This is a genomic window from Ignatzschineria sp. 22MB058224 (assembly GCF_058188435.1).
The window spans coordinates 1739347-1758456 of record NZ_CP187366.1 but is presented as its reverse complement, the minus strand read 5'-3'; the positions used below and the strand labels follow the sequence as shown (position 1 = coordinate 1758456).

The following is a 19110-nucleotide window of genomic DNA, read 5'->3' as shown; positions in this document are numbered from 1 at the left end:
CTACATTTTTGTGGGGGCAGATAACCCTAAAAGATCTAATCCGTTTGCGAGTATCTGCTTTGCCGCCATTAATAGATAAAGTTTGGCATCTTGAATTCCAACTGTGTGATCTAATTGATCGGTTAATATCTTGATTGCATTACCATTCTTATCTTTTGCATTATAGTAACTATGAATATCAGCAGCAAGTTCTTGTAGATAGTTAGCAATGAGATGAGGGGCACGGTTATTCCCTGCACTGATCACAATCTCGCCAAAACTAGAGAGTGTACGCATTAATTTATATTCTTGATCACTTGTTAAAAAGACTAAGTTTTCAATAGCATACTCATTGTTAAATGCGGGTTCATTTTTTCCGCGTTGGGCAAGGATAGAACAGATTCGAGCGTGTGCGTATTGTATGTAGTAAACAGGATTATCGCTTGATTGAGACAGCGCTAAATCAATATCAAATTGAAGTTGTGAATCTGGACTTCGCGCTGCCAAAAAATAGCGGGTAGCGTCTTTGCCTACTTCATCAATCAGATCTCGTAAAGTTACATAGGATCCTGCGCGTTTAGAAATTTTTACTTCTTTACCATCTCGTAAAACCATAACCATTTGATGCAAGATATATTCTGGCCAACCTTGCGGAATACCGATATCTAAAGCTTGCAAACCCGCACGAACGCGAGAAATTGTTCCATGATGATCAGCGCCTTGTTCATTGATTACAAATTTAAAACCACGCTCCCATTTAGATTCGTGGTAAGCCACATCGGGAACAAAATAGGTATATCCGCCCTCTTTTTTGCGCATTACACGATCTTTATCATCGCCATAATCAGTGGTTTTTAACCATAAAGCCCCATCTTCTTCATAAGTTACGCCTTTATCAACGAGGCGGTTAACAACCTTATCAACCGCTCCATTTTTATAGAGTGATGATTCTAGGAAATAGATATCAAAATTGATATCGAAAGCCTTAAGGTCTAAATCTTGTTCGCGCCGTAAATAAGCGACGGCAAATTCTTTAATATCTTGGAGATTATCCGCGTCACCTGACGCTATAATTTGACGATCATCGGCAACAATGCGCTCTTTGGCTAAAAAACTTTTAGTAATATCGATGATATAGTCACCACGATAACCGTCTTCAGGCCACGAAGCATCTTCGGGTGTTATCCCGTCAATACGTGCTTTTACGGATGCTGCTAAATTATTAATTTGAGCGCCCGCATCGTTGTAATAAAACTCACGGGTAACATCAAAACCGTTTGCCTGGAGAATACGAGCAATGGAGTCACCAACCGCTGCTCCTCGACCATGACCAACATGAAGCGGTCCTGTTGGGTTTGCTGAGACAAATTCAATTTGTACTTTCTCTTTTTCACCTTGCGAGTTTTGACCATATTGAGCACCAAGCGTATTAATTTTTTGTAGTTCTTGATGATAAATTTCAGGTTTTAATTTGAAATTTAAAAAACCAGGACCTGCTATCTCAATCGAGGCGATTTCTGGTTGCTCACCAATTACATCTATAATCTCTTGGGCGATTGCGCGCGGATTGGATTTGAATTGGCGAGCTGTCATCATTGCGATATTACTAGCAAAGTCACCATGGCTAAGTTCACGAGTGCGCTCAACGCTTTTTAAAACTAGGTTTGGATCAAGATCGACATCATGCGCTTTTGCTACATCATTGAGCGCATCGGTAAGAAGACGAATAGGAATTTGTTTCATTAGTGCACTTTTATTGATTGAATTTATTGAGAAGAGACTGCATTTTTTCATCAAGAGACATGGTCTCCTTCGATTTATTTGCTTTATGAACGTCTGTTTTAGGTGTTGGTTTAGTCTTGCGCACACTATTTTTCGGTGATTTGGCTGAAGAGGTACGCTTTTCTGCTCGGCGTTTTGCTCTTTCTGGGTTTTTCTTATCGAGATAGGCCTGGATCTTCTCAACATTCTGTTTTGCAAGTTCGCGATGTTCGTCATCGATGGTTTCTGCTTCACTTCCATCTAGGTTAACACGGTGAGGCGCATGGACTACTGCTTGTTGATAGCGAAGCTGTTTTGTATACCATGAGAGTGCAGAGCGGAGATTGACAGCGCTAAACCCCCATTCCGTAATAATAGGAATAAGTTGTTTGTGAATGCCAATTGCGAGAGCAACGGGTCGTCCATCTTTGGGAAGTGGAAAAATTTGAGGATATTCTTCCGCAAGGCGCTTAAGTAGCTGTTGAGCGATTTCAATACGCTTTTGACGTGCTTCTTGAGGGCTCAAAGACGGATCTTCTACGGCGGTGTTTGTTTCTATTTCTGTATTAATTTCGTTTGACATTATTTTCCAAAACCTAGATATAATTAAATTTGCTACGGCAATTTTATTATATCTTAGCGATAATTGCATTAAGGTGGTAAAATTCTTCTGCTTACACTATTATTCAACGTTAGAAAACAATGAATAAGACTCTGAAATTTTTGAAAAGTAACTAATTATGAAAATGCGCGTAATCACATTGTTAGCCTTATTATTACTAGCCTCACCTTCGGCGTTTGCCCGACTTGGAACTGTGGATGGTATTGCCTTTGTCGTGAATGATGATGTCATCACTTTGTCTGAATGGGAGCGTGAATTATCTGTTGCTCGCAATGAAATGGCTTATCTTCCTCCAAATCAACGTTTGACCGGCGCCGAGCTTGAAGACTATGTCGCAAAGGTTCTTATTACGACCAAATTCCAAGATGTTTTTGCTAAACAGATGGGAATCGCGGTGCAAGATTCGGAAGTTGATGCTGCTATTGCCGATATTGCTGCTCGAAATGGTACGGATATTGCGACATTGAAAGAGTATATTGCCTATCAGGGAATGGACTATAATCAATATCGTGAGAGTATTCGTGGTCAAATGTTGGCAGCGCGCCTCCAAAGCCAAATCGTTCAGGGTATTAATTTTACCGAAAATGAAATTGATCTTTATATGAAAACAGCTGATTTTAAGAAAATTCAAGATCAGCTAATGAAAGCAAATGCTCCACAGAATAAAGTGCGTCATATCTTAATCTCCGTTAATAAGGACAAAACCGATCAACGAGCATTGCAAGAGGCAAATCGTTTGCGTGAACGTATTTTGGCAGGCGAAATTAGTTTCGAAGATGTTGCAAGAGCAAACTCACAAGACCCAGTCTCTGCCGCTGAAGATGGTGATCTCGGTTGGGTTGGTTTAGGTCAGTTAATGCCTGAATTTGAAAAAGTAATGGTACAAATTCCTATCGGTGAGATAAGCCAACCTGTTAGAACTCCATATGGTTACCATTTAATCCGTGTAGATGAACGGCGTCAAGGTTTCCAAGATGGGGAAACAATTCGTAACGTTGCGCGTGAGTACTATTTCCGTAAAAAAGCCGCCGCGGCGTTCGACGATTGGTTAGACCGTATGTTATCTGATGTGTATGTAGAAAAACGCGTTGGCACTCGATCAAATTAGGTTTTTCTAATTCGGGTGGCTAGATATTAAAAAAGCTGAGGTCAGTAATGTGACCTCAGCTTTTTTAATGTGGGAGTATATTTTAAAAATTGTTCGTTAATAAAGGTATCTGATTGATTATTAATCATTAATAATGATAATAAAGCTGTTATCTCTAAAGGATATTGAAAGAAACATTCAAAGAGAAGAGATGGTGATAATTAGACGAATGTTGTTAATTTATATCAGATTTTATTTTTATGTATTGTCTATGTATAGGTCTTAAGTATGAGAAAAACATCTATTCTACTGGTTTTGTCACTATTTCTTTCGATGAACAGTGCGGTATTCGCAGATATTAATAGAGGTATAGATGCTTATCTCAACAATAATATTGAACAGAGTTATCAAGAGTTTTTAATTTCTGCAGAAGAAGGAAGTGGTGAGGCAGCCTATATTGTTGGAGAAATGCTATTAAAAAGTGGGTTGGGTGATGAGAAGCCAGAAACAGCGGAAGAATGGCTCATAAAATCCATGAAGATGGGAAGCGCCGCTGCCGCCTATAATCTTGCTCTCTATTATTTAGACGGAACTTTTTCAGGATCTAAAGAGGATTTTGAACGGGCATTATCTAAAGCTAAACGCCTCAAATACGAGGATGCTTTTTATGTTTTATTGTCACGAGGTGATGAATTTGAGAACCGTTTTGGGGAAAAAATTCAATTTGATCAAATTTATTTTGATATTAAAAATGCCTATGAAATAACAAAATCCAATAAGTCAGCAATTCTTTTAGCAATGCTGGAGATTGGTGCCTTTAAAGATGAATCAGATGATATTCCAGATACAATAAAAAAAGAATTAGATCTCAAGCAAAGTATTGCTTCACTTGAACGTCTTTTAAAAAAAGATGAATTAATTAGCGCAATCATTTTGCAAGAAGTCTATAGAGATGGAGTAGCCGATATTATCGCTCCTAATCCCCAAGAGCTTCAACTTTTAGAAGAGAATAGTGATCCGATGCTTTTATTTGGCGCTATGATTGAATTTCAGACTTCTATCTTTTCAGAACCAGCCCCCATCTTTGGTGCTTTATCACCTCGTGAATTAAATAAGATTTTAAAAAAATTAATAAAAGATTCTAAAACTAATGGTGATGCAAGTTATCGTTTAGCGGAGCTTTATGAGCAAGGTACTTTAACGGGGATAGCAGATATTGATCAAGCAAATTATTATTTTGAGCAAGCTGCAACGTTGGGTAATGCAGAAGCGGCGGCCGTTTTATTGCAACTGTACCGTTATGATGAATTAAAGTTAAAACGCCTTGTAGAGATATTAAAAGAGTTGGCTCTTAATGACGACCATATAGCACTCTATAATTTGGCACTTATTTATTCTGGGGAGATATATTCCTCTCAAGAGATAAATCCTATATTAGCTCGAAACTATCTTTTAAGAGCTGCAAATCAAGGAAATATTAAGGCAATAGCGAAATTAGTAGAACGGTATAGTAAGGAGATCTATGGGGCAGACTTTGGTGTGAATGTCGATTTAGATGAAGCTTTTAAATGGCTGAAAAAGTGGGCAATATTAGCACCAAAGTCTAAGGATCCACATTGGGCGATGATTGAACTGTTAAATGAAAATGATTTATTAGAAAGTCATTATCACGACTATCAATCGGCGATTGAAGCCCTTACAAATATCTCGTCTACTGATCCTGATATAATCAGGGCTCAAGCGAGTTTTTATGGCAAAAGTGGAAGTGGACAGAATGTCACAAAAGCAATTGAACTGTATGATCAGCTTTTGCAATTAAGCCGGGACGAAAATGATTCTGTAATACTATTTCAAAAAGCAAAGTTGCTTAAAAAAGGGGATGCAAACTTCAAACCTAACTATGAAGTTGCTTTTGCGATTTTTTCAGCTTTATTGCAAGAGTATAGCGAAGATCCTAGTCTAAATTTTGAACTAGCAGAAATGTATCATTATGGACTAGGGGTTGATGTTGATAGAGAACAAGCCATTAAGTTTTATCGCGCCGCAGTAGCTTTTGGTAGTCGAAAAGCATTCAAACCAATTGGGACTTTGTTGTTAGCACAAAATGAACAAGAGTTGAAAGATGAAGGAGCTCAATATCTCATTGAAGATCTTTCCTGGGGTCATGAAGATAGTGAGGCAGAAGAACTTTTGTTTGATAATCCTGAGCTAATACCTGTACAGCATTGGCTTTATAATAGTCGTTATTTAGGGCAAAATCTTCCGAGCAGTCAGAGAGCATTTGCGTTGATAAAAGAAGGGTATAAAAAAGGATATCCACAACAGCAATTAAATTATGCTCAAATCATTGAAAGTTTTGATAGCAAACTATCACAATTTATTATTGATGAGCTTAGTTCAAAGGAGTTTGTCCCTGCGATTTTAAAAAAACTGCAGGGATATTCATCATTTGATGACAATACAAGGCTTGATAGGATCAAGCTCTGGTATAAGCTTATTGAATTGACAAATAGCGATGAGTATAAACAGGAGCTTGCAGAAGATTACGTGAAGTTAAATGATTTCTATGCGGCACAAGAGATTGTGGAGACGATAGAAGATCAAGAACGTGCTTTTTTAGGATTTCTGAAAGATGATATTCAAAAAGGGATATCTCTTCTTGTTAAATTAGAAAAAGGTATTCAAGAAGGTGACGCACAGGCGGTTACCCATCTTTTAAAAATATACCAAAAACAGCAAAATCCCGATAGATACAATGCATTACTCGATAAGGTGATTGAAACCGGGAATGCCGATTTTTTAATTTATAAAGCTGATTTTCTGGTAGGATCAGGGCATGCTAATGATTTAGAGCAAGCTAAGCAGCTTTATTTAAATGCTGGAGAGAAGCAAGCTGAATCGGTACCTTCGAGACTCTACAGACTTTATACAGATTTTCCTAACAGCACTATGACTGGAGCAGAGTTAAAGAAGTGGCTCTCTTCAAATCTTGAAGTCTATCCTGAAGGACAAGGTATTTTGGATGAGATTACTCTATTTGAAGCCGCTATCGCTCAATCAAAAAAACTTAATAATTATGAGAGTGAAGAACGGGAAGCGATCTTAGAAGTCTTGGTCGAGGCCTATAATAATGGTAAGGGTGCCCCAAAGGATAAAGAAAAATTGCTAGAAGTATATAAGCAGTTAGCAAAACTTGGAAATGGCAAGGCTGCATCCGAAGTGGGTGATATTCTTAGAGCTGAAGATATTGAAGAAGCAATGAAATGGGTCAATCTAGGACGAAAAAATGGTTATTATTCAGGGAACCTTATAGAAGAACAGATTAAGCTGTTAAAAAAAGCGGGCATGGGGGATATTGAAGATCAATACGATTATTTTAATCGCTATGAATCAGAAACATTGAGTAAAGTTGAGATTCAAAATAAAAGAGTAGATTATGCAAATCGAGGGAGTAATAAGGCGAAAATTGATCTTGCAAAAGAACTATTACGTTTCCCCGCATATGAGGATAATTATGTTAGAGCTAAAGCTCTTCTACAAGAGTCGGTTGATGCAAAGTATCCTCAAGCAGTAACAGAATTGGTCAATATTATTGAAAAATTTGAATCTTTTTCTGGTTCTAAAAATAGATATCAAGAAAATGATGAAAATATTATTGCACTCTTGAAAAGCGTCAACTCACAAGAGACCCAATACCGATTGATACGTTACTATTTAGATCACGGCTATTATTTGGAAGCAGGTAATGAAATTGCAAAATTAGACGATGAATATCGTAAAAATTATGAGTTATCGTCATTGGTGTGCCAATATTATAACTCTTCAGACGATCATCCTTTGAATGAGATTGTTGCGCTATTTGAGAGTAACTTTCAAGGAGTAAGTAGCCCAGAATTAGACCACTGTTTAGGTCTTATATACCTCAAAGGTGATGCGATGTTACCTGCTAGCGAAAGTAAAGCGATAGAGTATTTTAATCGTAGTTTTTTCAATCGACTTACAGTTAATAATGAGATCTATCGTTTTGATCAGGATATTGATTTTGTAGAGATTTCGAATCTTTTTGTTTCTATTGCTATTAATGCCATCGAAAGTCAAAAAGGTTTCTCTAACTCAAAAGAGAGCCAACAATTTGGATTAAATATTCTATTAGAGTTGGCGCAATATGACTCTTTAGCGGCAGGCAAATATTTGGCAAATTACTTCATGATGCAAGGAGATTTAGAAACAGCGCTTTTTTATAGTTTAGTTTATGACCTTGATGATCTAAGTACATCATTTAAGTCTGAATTGGCAGAGACAACATTGGTAGCTGTCGAGGGAAAAGCACAAAAACTTAAAGAGTCATTTGAGTATATTTCATACCTTCCCCGCCTTCGTAGAATTGAGGAGAGGGTTCTAGATGGCAATGTTGCTGCTTTAGTCGATCTTGGTGATGCTTATTTAGAGGAACAAATAGTTGCTTTAAATATTGAAAAAGCATTATCTCTTTACCAAGAAGCAGGTAAGAAAGGCTTTTCTCTTGCATATAATCGTCTTGGAAATCTTTACCGTAAAGAGGGTTCTGTTGTGCCACAAGATATTAATAAATCTCTCTTCTATTTCAAAAAAGGGGCAGATCTAGGAGATAGTAATTGTGCTCACCAAATAGGGGATATTCTCTATTTTGGAGAAGGGGGAATTGAGAAAAATTATTCTCAAGCATTAGAATATTTTGGTAAAGCTGAAGTAAAGCAAGGTCGACATCATGCACTAGCAAAATATAAAATGGCAGAGATTTATTACAATGGGTTAGGAGGAATATCTGTAGATAAGAAACGGGCTTTTGAGTTGCTTAAAGAGAATGAAGAATATGACGATGATGCGAAGGGTTATATCCGTAAATCACTTCAAGAATGGGATTTTTCTGATGTTAAGGGTAATTGATTAGTCAATGTCAAAAAGAGAGTGAAATTTATTCTAATGACTAGTAGTTTTCACGTAAGATATGGCTTATGAGATACTAAAGTATCATAAAAGATAAAATACTTTGCTGTAATGGATAGAATAAATAATATATGAATAAGCCACAACACCGTGCCCGTAAGCGTTTTGGGCAAAACTTTTTGATCGATGACAGTATTATCTTTCAGATCATTGCTAGTATTGCGCCGCAACAGGGCGATAATCTTGTTGAGATTGGGCCGGGGCTTGGCGCAATGACGCGGCCACTTCTCCAGGCTGCGAAAAAAATGACTGTTATTGAGCTTGATCGGGATCTGATTGATTACTTGAAGTCACTTGATGGATTGACGGTTATCAATGATGATGTTCTCCAAGTTGATTTAGCGAAGTTGACTCGTGATAATGAACGATTAAGAGTTGTAGGAAATCTTCCTTATAACATCTCAACACCGATTATTTTTCATCTTTTAGCGAATGTTGAGCTGATTGAAGATATGCATTTTATGCTTCAGAAAGAGGTAATTGAGCGAATGGCCGCTTCTCCCGGTGATTCTGCATTTAATCGATTGTCGATTATGGTGCAACGTTACTGCGAAGTTGTACCGTTATTGGAAATTCCTCCACAATCCTTTGATCCTGCTCCGAAAGTGATGAGTCAGTTTGTGCGTCTTATTCCTTATCATGGAAATCCTTATGGGATAGAGAGTGATCAATGTTTTTTTGATGTTGTAAAAGAGGCATTTTCGATGAAGCGGAAAATGCTTCGGAATAATTTAAAAGGAATGCTCTCGGAAGAGGAGATCATTTTGTTAGGAATAGACCCCAAAATCCGAGCCGAAAACTTAGCGATCAAGGATTTTGTAACGCTAAGTAATTACATAGCAAAACGCTCTTAAGAGGTAGGTATGAAAGACGATATTTATGCAGTTATCGATTTAGGTTCCAATAGCTTTCACATGGCAGTGATGCAGGAGGATAACGGAAGAATATTAGTCTTAGACCGTATTAAGGAGATGGTGCAACTGGGCTACGGTTTGCAAGAAGGTGGAACGCTTGATCCCGTTGTACGTGAGCGAGCATTACACTGCTTACGTAAATTTCGAGAGCGATTAGTGACGATTGCTCCCAGTAATCGCCGAGCAGTAGGGACGTTGACGCTGCGGAAGTTAAAAGATCCGAGTTTTATTAAAGAAGCTGAAAAAGCGTTAGGGATGCCGATTGATATCATTTCGGGAAGAGAAGAAGCGCGTCTGATCTACCTCGGTGTTTCACAATATATCCATATTGAAGATCGTGATCTTTTTGTAATGGATATAGGTGGAGGCAGTACAGAATTCATTTTAGGTTGTGGTGATACGATTAAGGCTGCTTATAGTCGTGATGTTGGTTGTGTGAATATGACTCGGAAGTTTTTCCCAAAAGGGGAGTTTACGAAAGAGGCTTATGAGCAAGCGAAAACATTTGTAGAATCGGAATTACAATCATTACGTTATCTTATTCCATATCAAGATGCTTATTTTGTAGGCGCATCCGGCACGATCAAAACGCTGGGAACACTTGTTTCTTACTTTGATGTACAAGATGAAGTGATTACCGCTGAAGCGCTTGATAATTTGGTGGAGAAGTTTCTCGATTTAGGTAAGAGCAAAAAAATTGCAAAAAGTTTTGATCTAAGTGACTTACGAGCTAATGTTGTAGGTGCCGGACTCGTTATTTTACAGGCAGCGTTTAAAATTTTGTCTATTAAAGAGATGTCGGTTACCAGTGTTGCGCTTCGTGAAGGAATGCTCTTTGATCTTATCGGACGTGTTCATCAAAAAGATCGTCGTGATGAGACTATTCAAGCATTATTAACTCGTTTAGGAGCAGATGTTGAACAGGCTCGTAGAGTGGCAATTACAAGCAATAAACTGGCACGCGTTCTTCAAAATGAAAAAGGGGAGAGAATCGAGTTCGATGAAGAGGCCCTGCGTTATTTAAAATGGGCTTCTTATTTACATGAGATAGGATTGGCGGTGTCTCATCATCGCCAATATAAACATTCAGCGTATCTTGTTGAGCATGCAGATTTAGATGGTTTTAGTAAACAAGATCAGAAGATATTGGCGACGATCATTCGTTATCAACAGCGTAAAATTGACCTAGAAGCTTTTAATGGACTACCTGAGTATACACTCATGTTGACCTTGATTCTGCGACTTTCAGTGCTTTTTAACCGTGGCCGTTACCTGAAAGATTCGCCAAATGTAGAAGTGGTGGTTGATTTACCGAAAAAACATATTCAACTAGGGTTTGAAAAAGGGTGGTTAAAATCATACCCCCTGTTTAGGGAAGATCTATTAGGTGAACAAAAATATTTGAAACAGGCGGGATTAATGCTCTCTTGGTAGAGCCGTAAAAGTAAGTAGCATCATAATAAGATAAAAAAGCGAGTTTTAGACTCGCTTTTTTTGTTGCATAAGATTGAATGTTTGTTTTGATTTATCGATTTTTAATAATAAAATCTGGATAAATCCCAGCTTCTTCTATAAAAGGTAGGGGGTTATTATTTCGTAAGAATCCCCAGTCAGCTTTAAGAAGCGTTTTACAACCTGCTGTATTACCTCCTAAAATATCAGTGTGAAGTGTATCTCCGACCATCAGTACTCGTGATGGAGTAAAGTCACCAACGACTTCTTTAATTCGTTTAAAAGCGGCGTGATACGTGTTTTGGAAAGGCTTTCCACAAAAGGTGATATCAAGATTGGGAACCGCTTTGAGTAGTTCAATGGCATAGAACCCTGGCTCTACAGAAAAAGAATTTTCAAGGGGGGCGCTAATATCAGGATTTCCAATAATTAAAGGGCGAATATTTTTTTTAAGGGAGTCTGTTAAGCGTTCCTGCCATTCTTCATTCCAGTAGGCTGTTGCGAGGAAGATAAAACCATCCACCTCATCGATATTCTTCTCAGATAAAAGCACTGTTTTTGCGGGCAATCGTTCAATGAAGGCACCATCACCCACTATTACCCCCCATGTTTTCCCTTCTTTTGTTAATGGCTGTTCCGGTAGGATTGCCTCCACAGCATCACGCGAGGAGATAATGTGGGATGCAGGAATGTTATAGCCGAGCTGCGGATACATTTTTGCACGAATATCAGTAGGATATGATGCTCCATTCGTAAGTACAAAAGTCTCTTTGCCAAGTGATTGTAAAGTCTTGATCATTTGCGGCATGTGAGGAACTGCTGTACCACCAACATTAAGCACGCCAAATCCATCAAGCAGTAGGATGTCAAACTCATCTTTGATCTCTAAAAGCGAAGAGACTAATTGTGGTTCTTTTTGAATAGTCGGTTGCTCAGGAAATAGGCGCTTAGGATTGTAATAATGATCATAGAGAGACCAAACCTTTTCAAGGTTAAGCATTTTTGCCTCCTCAATACGGAAAAAGTGCAATGAATAATTTGATAGGAGGACATTATAACGATAAATAGCTATGAAATATGTGACACTTCAGAAATATTGTGCAAAGGATCGTTTTTAGAGGTTTTAAGATTGCATAAAGAAATTTTATCTATATTTTTACGAAGCTCTCCATTTTTAGTCAAAATAAGAGTAAACTACCGATATTATTAGTCATTTCGAGGTTTTTGTGCGTCGTTACAATGTCGTTGTTATTAAGCTTTTTGCAAGCTATGTGATTCCTACTGTATTAGCAATGTTTATTAGTGGAACCTATCAAATAGTTGATGGATTTTTTGTAGGACATTTTATCGGTGTGGAGGGACTTGCTGCGATCAATATCGGATGGTCGTATATAACGCTTCTTTTAGGTTTTGGTTTTTTAGTTGGGGTGGGAATCGGAAGCCTTTATTCCATCGCTAAAGGTGAAGAGGACGACGAGCGAGCAAGGAAATTACTTGGTCAATCGCTCTTTTTACAATTTATCCCGGGGGTACTAATTGGGACTACGCTCTATTTTATGGCTCCTTGGCTTGTCGATATTCTAGGGGTAGAGGGGGCGACGGCAGAAAAAGCGATTGTCTTTATTCGGGCATTCTCATTTGCTGCTCCATTTGTGATTGGTAGCTTGGCAATGCCCTTTATTGTTCGCAATGTGGGAACACCTCTTCGTTCAACAGGCTATATTGCAGCAGGTGTGACGGTCAATATCCTTCTCTCCTTTTTGCTGATCTCCTATTTTAGGATTGGTATTGTGGGTGCTGCCCTGGCAAGCATCGGGGGAGAAATGGTAGCAATGGTCTTGGGCGGCTACTATATTCTTCGTCAAAGTAGTGAAAAGCTTGCGTGGCATCACTTTATTCCTAATTATACATTAATAAAAGCAATTCTTTTGACAGGAAGTTCAGCCTTTTTTACTTTCATTTATATTGGCTTTATTATGACATTGCATCATAAGTTTTTAGAACAATATGGAGGTACAATCGCTATCTCCGCCTATACAATCGCAGGCTATCTATTAACAATTTATTACTTCGCAGTGGAAGGTGTAGCTAATGGTGCACAACCTTTGATTAGTCGTTTTTATGGTGAAGAGCGAGTTCGATCTGTTCGTTTTGTCACGCGCTTGATGATTTATGTCGGGCTCGGCGTTGGTATGATTATTACGGCGTTATTATTGATATTTCCACATTTTTTTACGAGTTGGTTTACAGATGACCCAGCGCTTGTCGCTGCAACGGTATATGCTCTACGACTTCATTTGGCTGTGCTTTTCTTGGATGGTTTATTTGTCACAGCGACAATGTTTTTCCAAGCGATTGGAGAAGGTCAAAAAGCATTAGTTATTTCAATTGGAAACTTGTTATTGCAGGTGCCTTTCCTCTTTATTTTGCCGAAGTTTTGGGGGTTAGATGGTGTGTGGTTAACAATGCCTATTGCAACAGTGATTCTTGCAATCCCCATTGCCTGGATGTTCTATCATCGCTATCAGCGGATCAATGATGAGGAATTTATTGTGGAGATTAGTAGTAAGGCCTAATCAATAGGAAAAAAGCACCCGTAGGTGCTTTATATATAAGGTTATTAATTGGTATCTGAGGTTCTTTTTGCGCTAATCCTCAAAGAAATTATAGTGCAGCTGCTTTCCACTTTTACCATTTTCTCTGAAATACTCGAGATCTTCTGGCTGCATATCAAAGCGCTCTATTTCACTTCTAAATTGGGGGATCGGGCGCTTGTAGATGAAGCCGATCTCTTTACCTGTTTTATTGAGGAGTGCAGGGTACTCTGTAAATTGTGTAATCACTTCAGGTTTGTATCCCATAAATTCCATCACGAGAGGCGCGATAATCATCTGGCTTGTAACTCCTTTGTTTTCAACGAAGTTAGTGATAAATGGGCGTTTAAGAATTGACGGCTCGGCAAAGAGAATAAAGGGAACGATTCCCTCTTCCATAGAGGTGGTTTTCGCATCGCAATGCGTCTTTTTGCCTTGAGGATCTGAGAGATCTTGCCCATGATCTGAAGTGTAGATTACGATGGTATCGGGATATTTCTTGAGAAGTTTCGCAAGTTCATTGAAAAAATGATCGGTGTTGGCGCGTACTAAGTTTTTGTAAGAGTTGAGCGCTTCTTCCGGCGTTGCATCGGCAAGATTCGTATTTTTCATCGCCGGCACAAAAGGTGTAGGAAATCCAGTATTTTGGAATGGGAAGTGGGAGCCTTTAAGTCCGGCATAGATAAAGACCGGTTCTTGACTCTCTGACAAAATCTGCTCAATGACATTAACCACTTCACCATCATTTTTTAAGTCACTACCAGGAATATTGGTCACACCTTGTAATTCGTGGTTTGTATAGAAATTATGGCCTGTGGCATTGTGCTGCGCATCGATAATATAGGGTTTAAAACCAGCGGTTCGCGCAATTTTCCAAATCGTGTTTTCATCTAAAAAGAGGTCACTTGGCTCTTTTCCAAGCCGTGGCATTTTGCGCACTGCTAGATTAGAAGTATCACTACAATTAGAGAATGAGGCGATCATCCCAAAGTTGAGAAGTTGATCTTGAGGGAAGTTCAGTAGCGAAGGTGTTGTACCTAAATGACTGTTGAGATCAATCATATCGCCACGAATAGATTCATCCATGACCACAATAATATTCTTTGCAAGTGGTTGCCCAAGATCCGCTTGAGTTGGTGCTTCTCGTGGATAGAAAGTAAAATCCGCTGCATCGGTACGAAGATAGTTAAGGTAGGTAAATGTGGCAACTTGCGCTACCGGTGTAATGTAAGAGGCTCGTCCGTTAGTACCGCGACCACTTTTATTATAGATGATCATTAACATCCCGCCGAGTGCTACAAGATAGAGGATAACGGCGAAGAGTGTTCCTTTTCTACCCATATGTACTTTAGGAAAGAGGAAGAAACCGATGGTAATGGGGATGTGATAGAGAATGGCTTTGAGGATCGCTCCTTGGTACCCTCTGGCGGCTTCTTCCATCATTACGCGAGCATCAATTAATGTGCGAAAATCCTCGTAATCTGGTTCACTGCCAGTGGCAAAGTAGTAGATGAGATAGCTTATTGAGCCAAAGAGAAATAGTAGATAGAGTGGTACTCGCCAGCGCATTCGGGTAAATGCAAAGAGCTCTACAATACTTAATGCCACAAAGGCAGTTAGTAAATGGCGTAAGAGCCGATCGGGGCGTTCAATACTAAGATAGTAGAATAATTTACCTTCGATAAAGGGGTAATTGATCAGAATAAATCCGAGAGCAATTAGAATAATCTTACTAAAAATGCGCATAATGTCCCGCTCGTAGTTCATAAAAAGTCAAAATAAATATCTTTTTTACCTATAAAAGTAGGTAGTAAACAATAATGTTTTACTGTTCTATTTGATGATAAACATCCATAAAGGCGATATTATACTGCCCCTTTTTGCAAGCCCCTAATAAAAGGCTTATTTCTTCACATAAAGAGAATAGCAAGGGGGTTGAAGAGTGATCATGGAGTGATGACTCTCTGCCTCTTGTTGAGGGAAATATGCTAAAATAGCGCAATATTTTATCGCATAGCGGGTATTGAGATACTTCGCAATATTGGTGTTGCAATGGATCGTATTATACATTCACAATAGATCAATGTTACTAACTTACTGATAGCTTAACGAATTAGAAAAAAGGTGGTTTAAATATGCACTTTCAGGATCTCCGGGAGTTTATTGCTTTTTTAGAGGCGCGTGGTGAGTTGCAACGAATTAATGCGGAAATTGATCCTTATCTTGAGATGACCGAGATTAGTGACCGCGTCTTACGCCAAAAAGGTCCGGCGTTACTCTTTGAAAATCCGAAAGGAAGTGATATTCCGGTATTGACTAATCTGTTTGGCACACCTGAGCGTGTCGCTTTTGGTATGGGGCAAGTATCAGTGGATAAGCTTCGGGAGATCGGTGAGTTTCTCGCTTTTTTACGAGAGCCTGAACCGCCAGAAAATATTAAAGATGCGTTTGAAAAATTACCGAAGTTTAAACAGGTTCTTTCAATGCGTCCTAAACGTGTGAAAAAACCGTTATGTCAAGAGGTGATTATTGAGAAAGAAGATATTGATCTAACAAAAATGCCTATTCAGCATTGCTGGCCTGGTGACGCTGCACCTCTTGTGACCTGGGGCTTAACGATTACCAAAGGGCCTTCGAAACGTCGGCAAAATTTAGGAATCTATCGGCAACAGGTAATTGGCAAAAATCGTCTGATCATGCGATGGCTTGCGCATCGTGGTGGCGCGCTTGATTATCGTGATTTTCGCCTTAAAAATCCTGGTAAGCCTTTTCCTGTTGTTGTAGCATTAGGCGCTGATCCCGCAACGATACTAGGAGCGGTTACGCCTGTTCCTGATGCGCTATCGGAGTATGCTTTTGCCGGACTATTGCGAGGCAAACGTACACAAGTTGCAAAATCGACACTTCATTCTGAGTTATCTATACCCGCAACTGCGGAGATAATCTTAGAAGGTTATATTTATCCTGATGATATGGCGGATGAAGGCCCTTATGGTGATCATACAGGCTATTATAATGAGGTCGACCGTTTTCCTGTTTTTACGATTGAACGAATGACAACGCGAACAAATCCGATTTATCACTCGACATATACCGGAAGACCACCGGATGAGCCTGCCGTTTTAGGAGTCGCCTTAAACGAAGTGTTTGTTCCAATTCTTCGGAAACAGTTCCCCGAGATTGTTGATTTTTATCTACCGCCAGAGGGGTGTTCTTATCGAATGGCTGTTATCTCGATTAAGAAGCAATATCCTGGTCATGCTAAGCGAATCATGTTAGGTATTTGGTCGTACTTACGGCAATTCATGTATACAAAATTTATTGTAATTGTTGATGAAGATATTAATTGTCGAGATTGGAAGGATGTTATTTGGGCGATTACCACACGAATGGATCCGATTAGAGATACCGTAATGATTGATAATACCCCGATTGACTACCTTGATTTTGCCTCTCCTGTTTCAGGGCTGGGGTCAAAAATGGGGCTTGATGCGACGAATAAATGGACCGGTGAGACGGATCGTGAATGGGGTACACCTATTGTTAAAGATCCAAAGATAACTGAGCGTGTTGATGAAATATGGGATTGTTTAAATATCTTTGGGAAAACAAAACTCTGAACGGTCATTCGAAATAATATCTGGCATAACTTTTTACGTTAAAGCGTTATAATAGAAAAAAATAGTCGAGGAGAAAGCCATGTTTAAATCATTTATTAAAGCTTTCAGTGTTGTCGTAGGTGTTCTATTACTTGTTGGATGTGCTTCTTTAAGTAGTGGGAATATCGCAACAAATAATCCGTATGCTTATGGTGATGCGCAAGTTAATATGTTTTCAAACAAAGATCTTGTAGGGAAAGAGGTGTTGCTTGGTGGGATGATCACAACGATTAACTCGCAGGGAGATCATGTACGCGTAGAATTGGTTCGTTACGAGCTTAATGAAAAAGGCTATCCGCTACTTCGTGAAGGTCTTGATAATAATCGACTAATTGTAGATGTTTATGGTGTTGTTCGTATCAATGGTTATTCTCCAGGAGATTATATGACCGCCGTTGGTATTGTAAAACAAGCAGAGAATATCGAGGTCTCAGGCGAGACGATTCGGGTAATAACCTTGGATGCGAGAGACTATGATTTGTGGCGAGATCCGCGCCGAGATATCTATTATGATGAGCCATTTTTTAATAGCCCCGCGCTTCGTTTTGGGTATTATCAGCCTTATTGGGGCGTCGGCTTTGGGCCTTATTTCCCTTATTATTGGTAACTCAGATGGAATGGAGATTATCTAAAGGCCCTAATAAATCATCCTATGATTGAAATTAATCATATTTTTATTGTTATGAACTGTGAATAGCAATGCTAAATTATCTATATTTTGTTATGATTTAGCATATTTTACATTTCACATCTCCCTTATTTAGGATTGATAAGATAGCTCATGAGTTTAGTTGTATTAGGAATTAGTCATAAAACCGCTGCGGTAGAGATACGGGAGCGGGCAACGCTGGTGCCCGAAAATATTCGGGTATTCCTATCTATGGCTAAAAGTAGTCAGTTAGCAAGCGAAGTTGTGGTGTTATCTACATGTAATCGTACAGAGTTTTATTTTTATGATTTAAAACTATCAGTAGAAGAGTTTTGTGAGGTTTGGAGTAATTACTCAGAGCTTGATGTTGAGGATGCAAAAGATCATCTTTATCAGTTTGAGGGATTAGATGCTATTCGCCATATCTTTAGGGTCGCAGCGGGATTAGAGTCACTGATTTTGGGTGAGCCTCAAATTATGGGGCAGCTAAAAGATGCCTTGAGTCTTGCGACTGAGTTAGGTACAGCACAGAAATATCTACAACGCGCTCTTCAAATGAGCTTTAATATTGCTAAAGAAATTCGGACGGAAACCAATATAGGTGCTTTCGCTGTGTCTGTTGCTTTTTCTGCTGTGCAACTTGCCCGTAATATTTTTGATGGATTAGATAAACATCATGTTCTTTTAGTCGGTGCCGGAGAGACGATAGAGCTTGTCGCTCGGCATTTGATTGAGGCGGGGGTGCATCAAATAACTATTGCAAATAGACGAGTGGAGCGTGCAGAGATAATGATTCAGGAGCTTGGTGTTTCAGCAGAAGCTTATGGGCTCGACCATCTTGAAACTTTGATGCCAAAAGCGGATATTATCGTTTCATCAACAGCGGCGCAAGCTGCACTAATCACAAAAGAGATGACTAAAAAGGCGCTTAGGATACGGAAAAATCGTCCAATGTTGCTAATAGACTTAGCGGTACCGAGAGATATTTCAGCAGAAGTTGATTCTTTAGCGAATGTATATCTTTATTCTGTGGATGATTTAAACCAAATTATTGAAGATAATCAGAAAGCGCGTGAAGAGGCTGCTTTAGCTGCTGAAAGCTTTGTTGATAATGGTGTTGAACGATGGGGTGAATGGTATAAGATCTCCGATATCGGTTCTTCTATTCAGGCGATGATTAATTACGCGTATGAAGAACGAGATCAGGCGATAAAACGATTTGTTAATCAACATGAAGAGCCGGTCGATGCTGTGCTGCTATCAAAAATGGCAACGCAATTAACAAATCGCCTTCTTCATCCGATGATTGAACATTTGAAATCATTAGAGGAGTCAGATGAAAGGGTCAAAATTACTAAGCTCCTCGCTCAATTTAAGCTTTAAATAGTTGTAAATTTGTTATAATTG

The 19110-nt window shown here is 39.0% G+C and carries 12 protein-coding genes; 8 read left to right on the top strand and 4 right to left on the bottom strand.

Translation table 11 applies throughout. The annotated features are described in order from the left end of the window. Positions 1 to 1722, bottom strand: a complete 1722-nt coding sequence (gene argS / locus ACPF7B_RS07670; RefSeq protein ID WP_490505228.1) for an arginine--tRNA ligase — start codon at positions 1720 to 1722, stop codon at positions 1 to 3. A gap of 10 nt (positions 1723 to 1732) precedes the next feature. Continuing rightward, positions 1733 to 2323: a ProQ/FINO family protein gene (locus ACPF7B_RS07665; protein WP_490505227.1), complete on the bottom strand. Its 591-nt coding sequence runs from the start codon at positions 2321 to 2323 to the stop codon at positions 1733 to 1735. A 157-nt stretch (positions 2324 to 2480) separates the two neighbouring features. On the opposite strand from ACPF7B_RS07665, the gene ACPF7B_RS07660 reads away from it, so the two are divergent. The 4 genes from ACPF7B_RS07660 to ACPF7B_RS07645 all read left to right on the top strand — a co-directional run bounded on the left by ACPF7B_RS07660 (position 2481) and on the right by ACPF7B_RS07645 (position 10783). After that, the gene (locus ACPF7B_RS07660) at positions 2481 to 3470 is read left to right on the top strand and encodes a peptidylprolyl isomerase (protein ID WP_490505226.1); all 990 of its coding nucleotides are present in this window, start codon (positions 2481 to 2483) and stop codon (positions 3468 to 3470) included. Positions 3471 to 3737: 267 nt separating this feature from the next. Next, positions 3738 to 8375 (top strand): hypothetical protein, encoded by a 4638-nt coding sequence (locus tag ACPF7B_RS07655; protein WP_490505225.1) that lies wholly within the window; start codon positions 3738 to 3740, stop codon positions 8373 to 8375. Between the two features lie 131 nt (positions 8376 to 8506). Then, positions 8507 to 9289, top strand: coding sequence for a 16S rRNA (adenine(1518)-N(6)/adenine(1519)-N(6))-dimethyltransferase RsmA (gene rsmA / locus ACPF7B_RS07650; protein WP_490505224.1), 783 nt, complete (start codon positions 8507 to 8509; stop codon positions 9287 to 9289). Between the two features lie 9 nt (positions 9290 to 9298). Then, entirely contained in the window at positions 9299 to 10783 is a 1485-nt protein-coding gene (locus tag ACPF7B_RS07645) for a Ppx/GppA phosphatase family protein (protein ID WP_490505223.1), read from the top strand. 91 nt (positions 10784 to 10874) lie between these two features. On the opposite strand, the gene ACPF7B_RS07640 is transcribed toward ACPF7B_RS07645, so the two are convergent. Then, positions 10875 to 11801: an HAD-IIA family hydrolase gene (locus ACPF7B_RS07640; protein ID WP_490505222.1), complete on the bottom strand. Its 927-nt coding sequence runs from the start codon at positions 11799 to 11801 to the stop codon at positions 10875 to 10877. Between the two features lie 226 nt (positions 11802 to 12027). Here ACPF7B_RS07640 and ACPF7B_RS07635 point away from each other — a divergent pair, with 226 nt between their 5' ends. Continuing rightward, positions 12028 to 13377 carry an MATE family efflux transporter gene (locus ACPF7B_RS07635; RefSeq protein ID WP_490505221.1) on the top strand — a complete coding sequence of 450 codons (1350 nt, stop codon included), beginning with the start codon at positions 12028 to 12030 and terminating at the stop codon, positions 13375 to 13377. Between the two features lie 72 nt (positions 13378 to 13449). Here the strand turns inward: ACPF7B_RS07635 and ACPF7B_RS07630 are convergent, their stop codons facing one another. Beyond that, the gene (locus ACPF7B_RS07630) at positions 13450 to 15141 is read right to left on the bottom strand and encodes a sulfatase-like hydrolase/transferase (protein WP_490505220.1); all 1692 of its coding nucleotides are present in this window, start codon (positions 15139 to 15141) and stop codon (positions 13450 to 13452) included. A gap of 389 nt (positions 15142 to 15530) precedes the next feature. Between ACPF7B_RS07630 and ubiD the strand changes: the two genes are divergently transcribed. From ubiD to hemA, 3 genes are all read left to right on the top strand, one after another. After that, entirely contained in the window at positions 15531 to 17015 is a 1485-nt protein-coding gene (gene ubiD, locus ACPF7B_RS07625; protein ID WP_490505219.1) for a 4-hydroxy-3-polyprenylbenzoate decarboxylase, read from the top strand. 79 nt (positions 17016 to 17094) lie between these two features. Next, on the top strand, positions 17095 to 17661 hold the full coding sequence (locus tag ACPF7B_RS07620; RefSeq protein WP_490505218.1) for a Slp family lipoprotein: 567 nt from the start codon (positions 17095 to 17097) through the stop codon (positions 17659 to 17661). Positions 17662 to 17835: 174 nt separating this feature from the next. Beyond that, on the top strand, positions 17836 to 19086 hold the full coding sequence (gene hemA / locus ACPF7B_RS07615) for a glutamyl-tRNA reductase (RefSeq protein WP_490505217.1): 1251 nt from the start codon (positions 17836 to 17838) through the stop codon (positions 19084 to 19086). Positions 19087 to 19110 lie beyond the last annotated feature (24 nt).

Excerpts from the sequence above, each read along its gene's own strand:
- ubiD (WP_490505219.1), top strand. The coding sequence starts at position 15,531 with ATGCACTTTCAGGATCTCCGGGAGTTTATTGCTTTTTTAGAGGCGCGT.
- ACPF7B_RS07645 (WP_490505223.1), top strand. The coding sequence starts at position 9,299 with ATGAAAGACGATATTTATGCAGTTATCGATTTAGGTTCCAATAGCTTT.
- ACPF7B_RS07655 (WP_490505225.1), top strand. The coding sequence starts at position 3,738 with ATGAGAAAAACATCTATTCTACTGGTTTTGTCACTATTTCTTTCGATG.
- ACPF7B_RS07640 (WP_490505222.1), bottom strand. The coding sequence starts at position 11,801 with ATGCTTAACCTTGAAAAGGTTTGGTCTCTCTATGATCATTATTACAAT.
- ACPF7B_RS07660 (WP_490505226.1), top strand. The coding sequence starts at position 2,481 with ATGAAAATGCGCGTAATCACATTGTTAGCCTTATTATTACTAGCCTCA.
- ACPF7B_RS07630 (WP_490505220.1), bottom strand. The coding sequence starts at position 15,141 with ATGCGCATTTTTAGTAAGATTATTCTAATTGCTCTCGGATTTATTCTG.
- rsmA (WP_490505224.1), top strand. The coding sequence starts at position 8,507 with ATGAATAAGCCACAACACCGTGCCCGTAAGCGTTTTGGGCAAAACTTT.
- ACPF7B_RS07665 (WP_490505227.1), bottom strand. The coding sequence starts at position 2,323 with ATGTCAAACGAAATTAATACAGAAATAGAAACAAACACCGCCGTAGAA.
- ACPF7B_RS07620 (WP_490505218.1), top strand. The coding sequence starts at position 17,095 with ATGTTTAAATCATTTATTAAAGCTTTCAGTGTTGTCGTAGGTGTTCTA.
- argS (WP_490505228.1), bottom strand. The coding sequence starts at position 1,722 with ATGAAACAAATTCCTATTCGTCTTCTTACCGATGCGCTCAATGATGTA.
- hemA (WP_490505217.1), top strand. The coding sequence starts at position 17,836 with ATGAGTTTAGTTGTATTAGGAATTAGTCATAAAACCGCTGCGGTAGAG.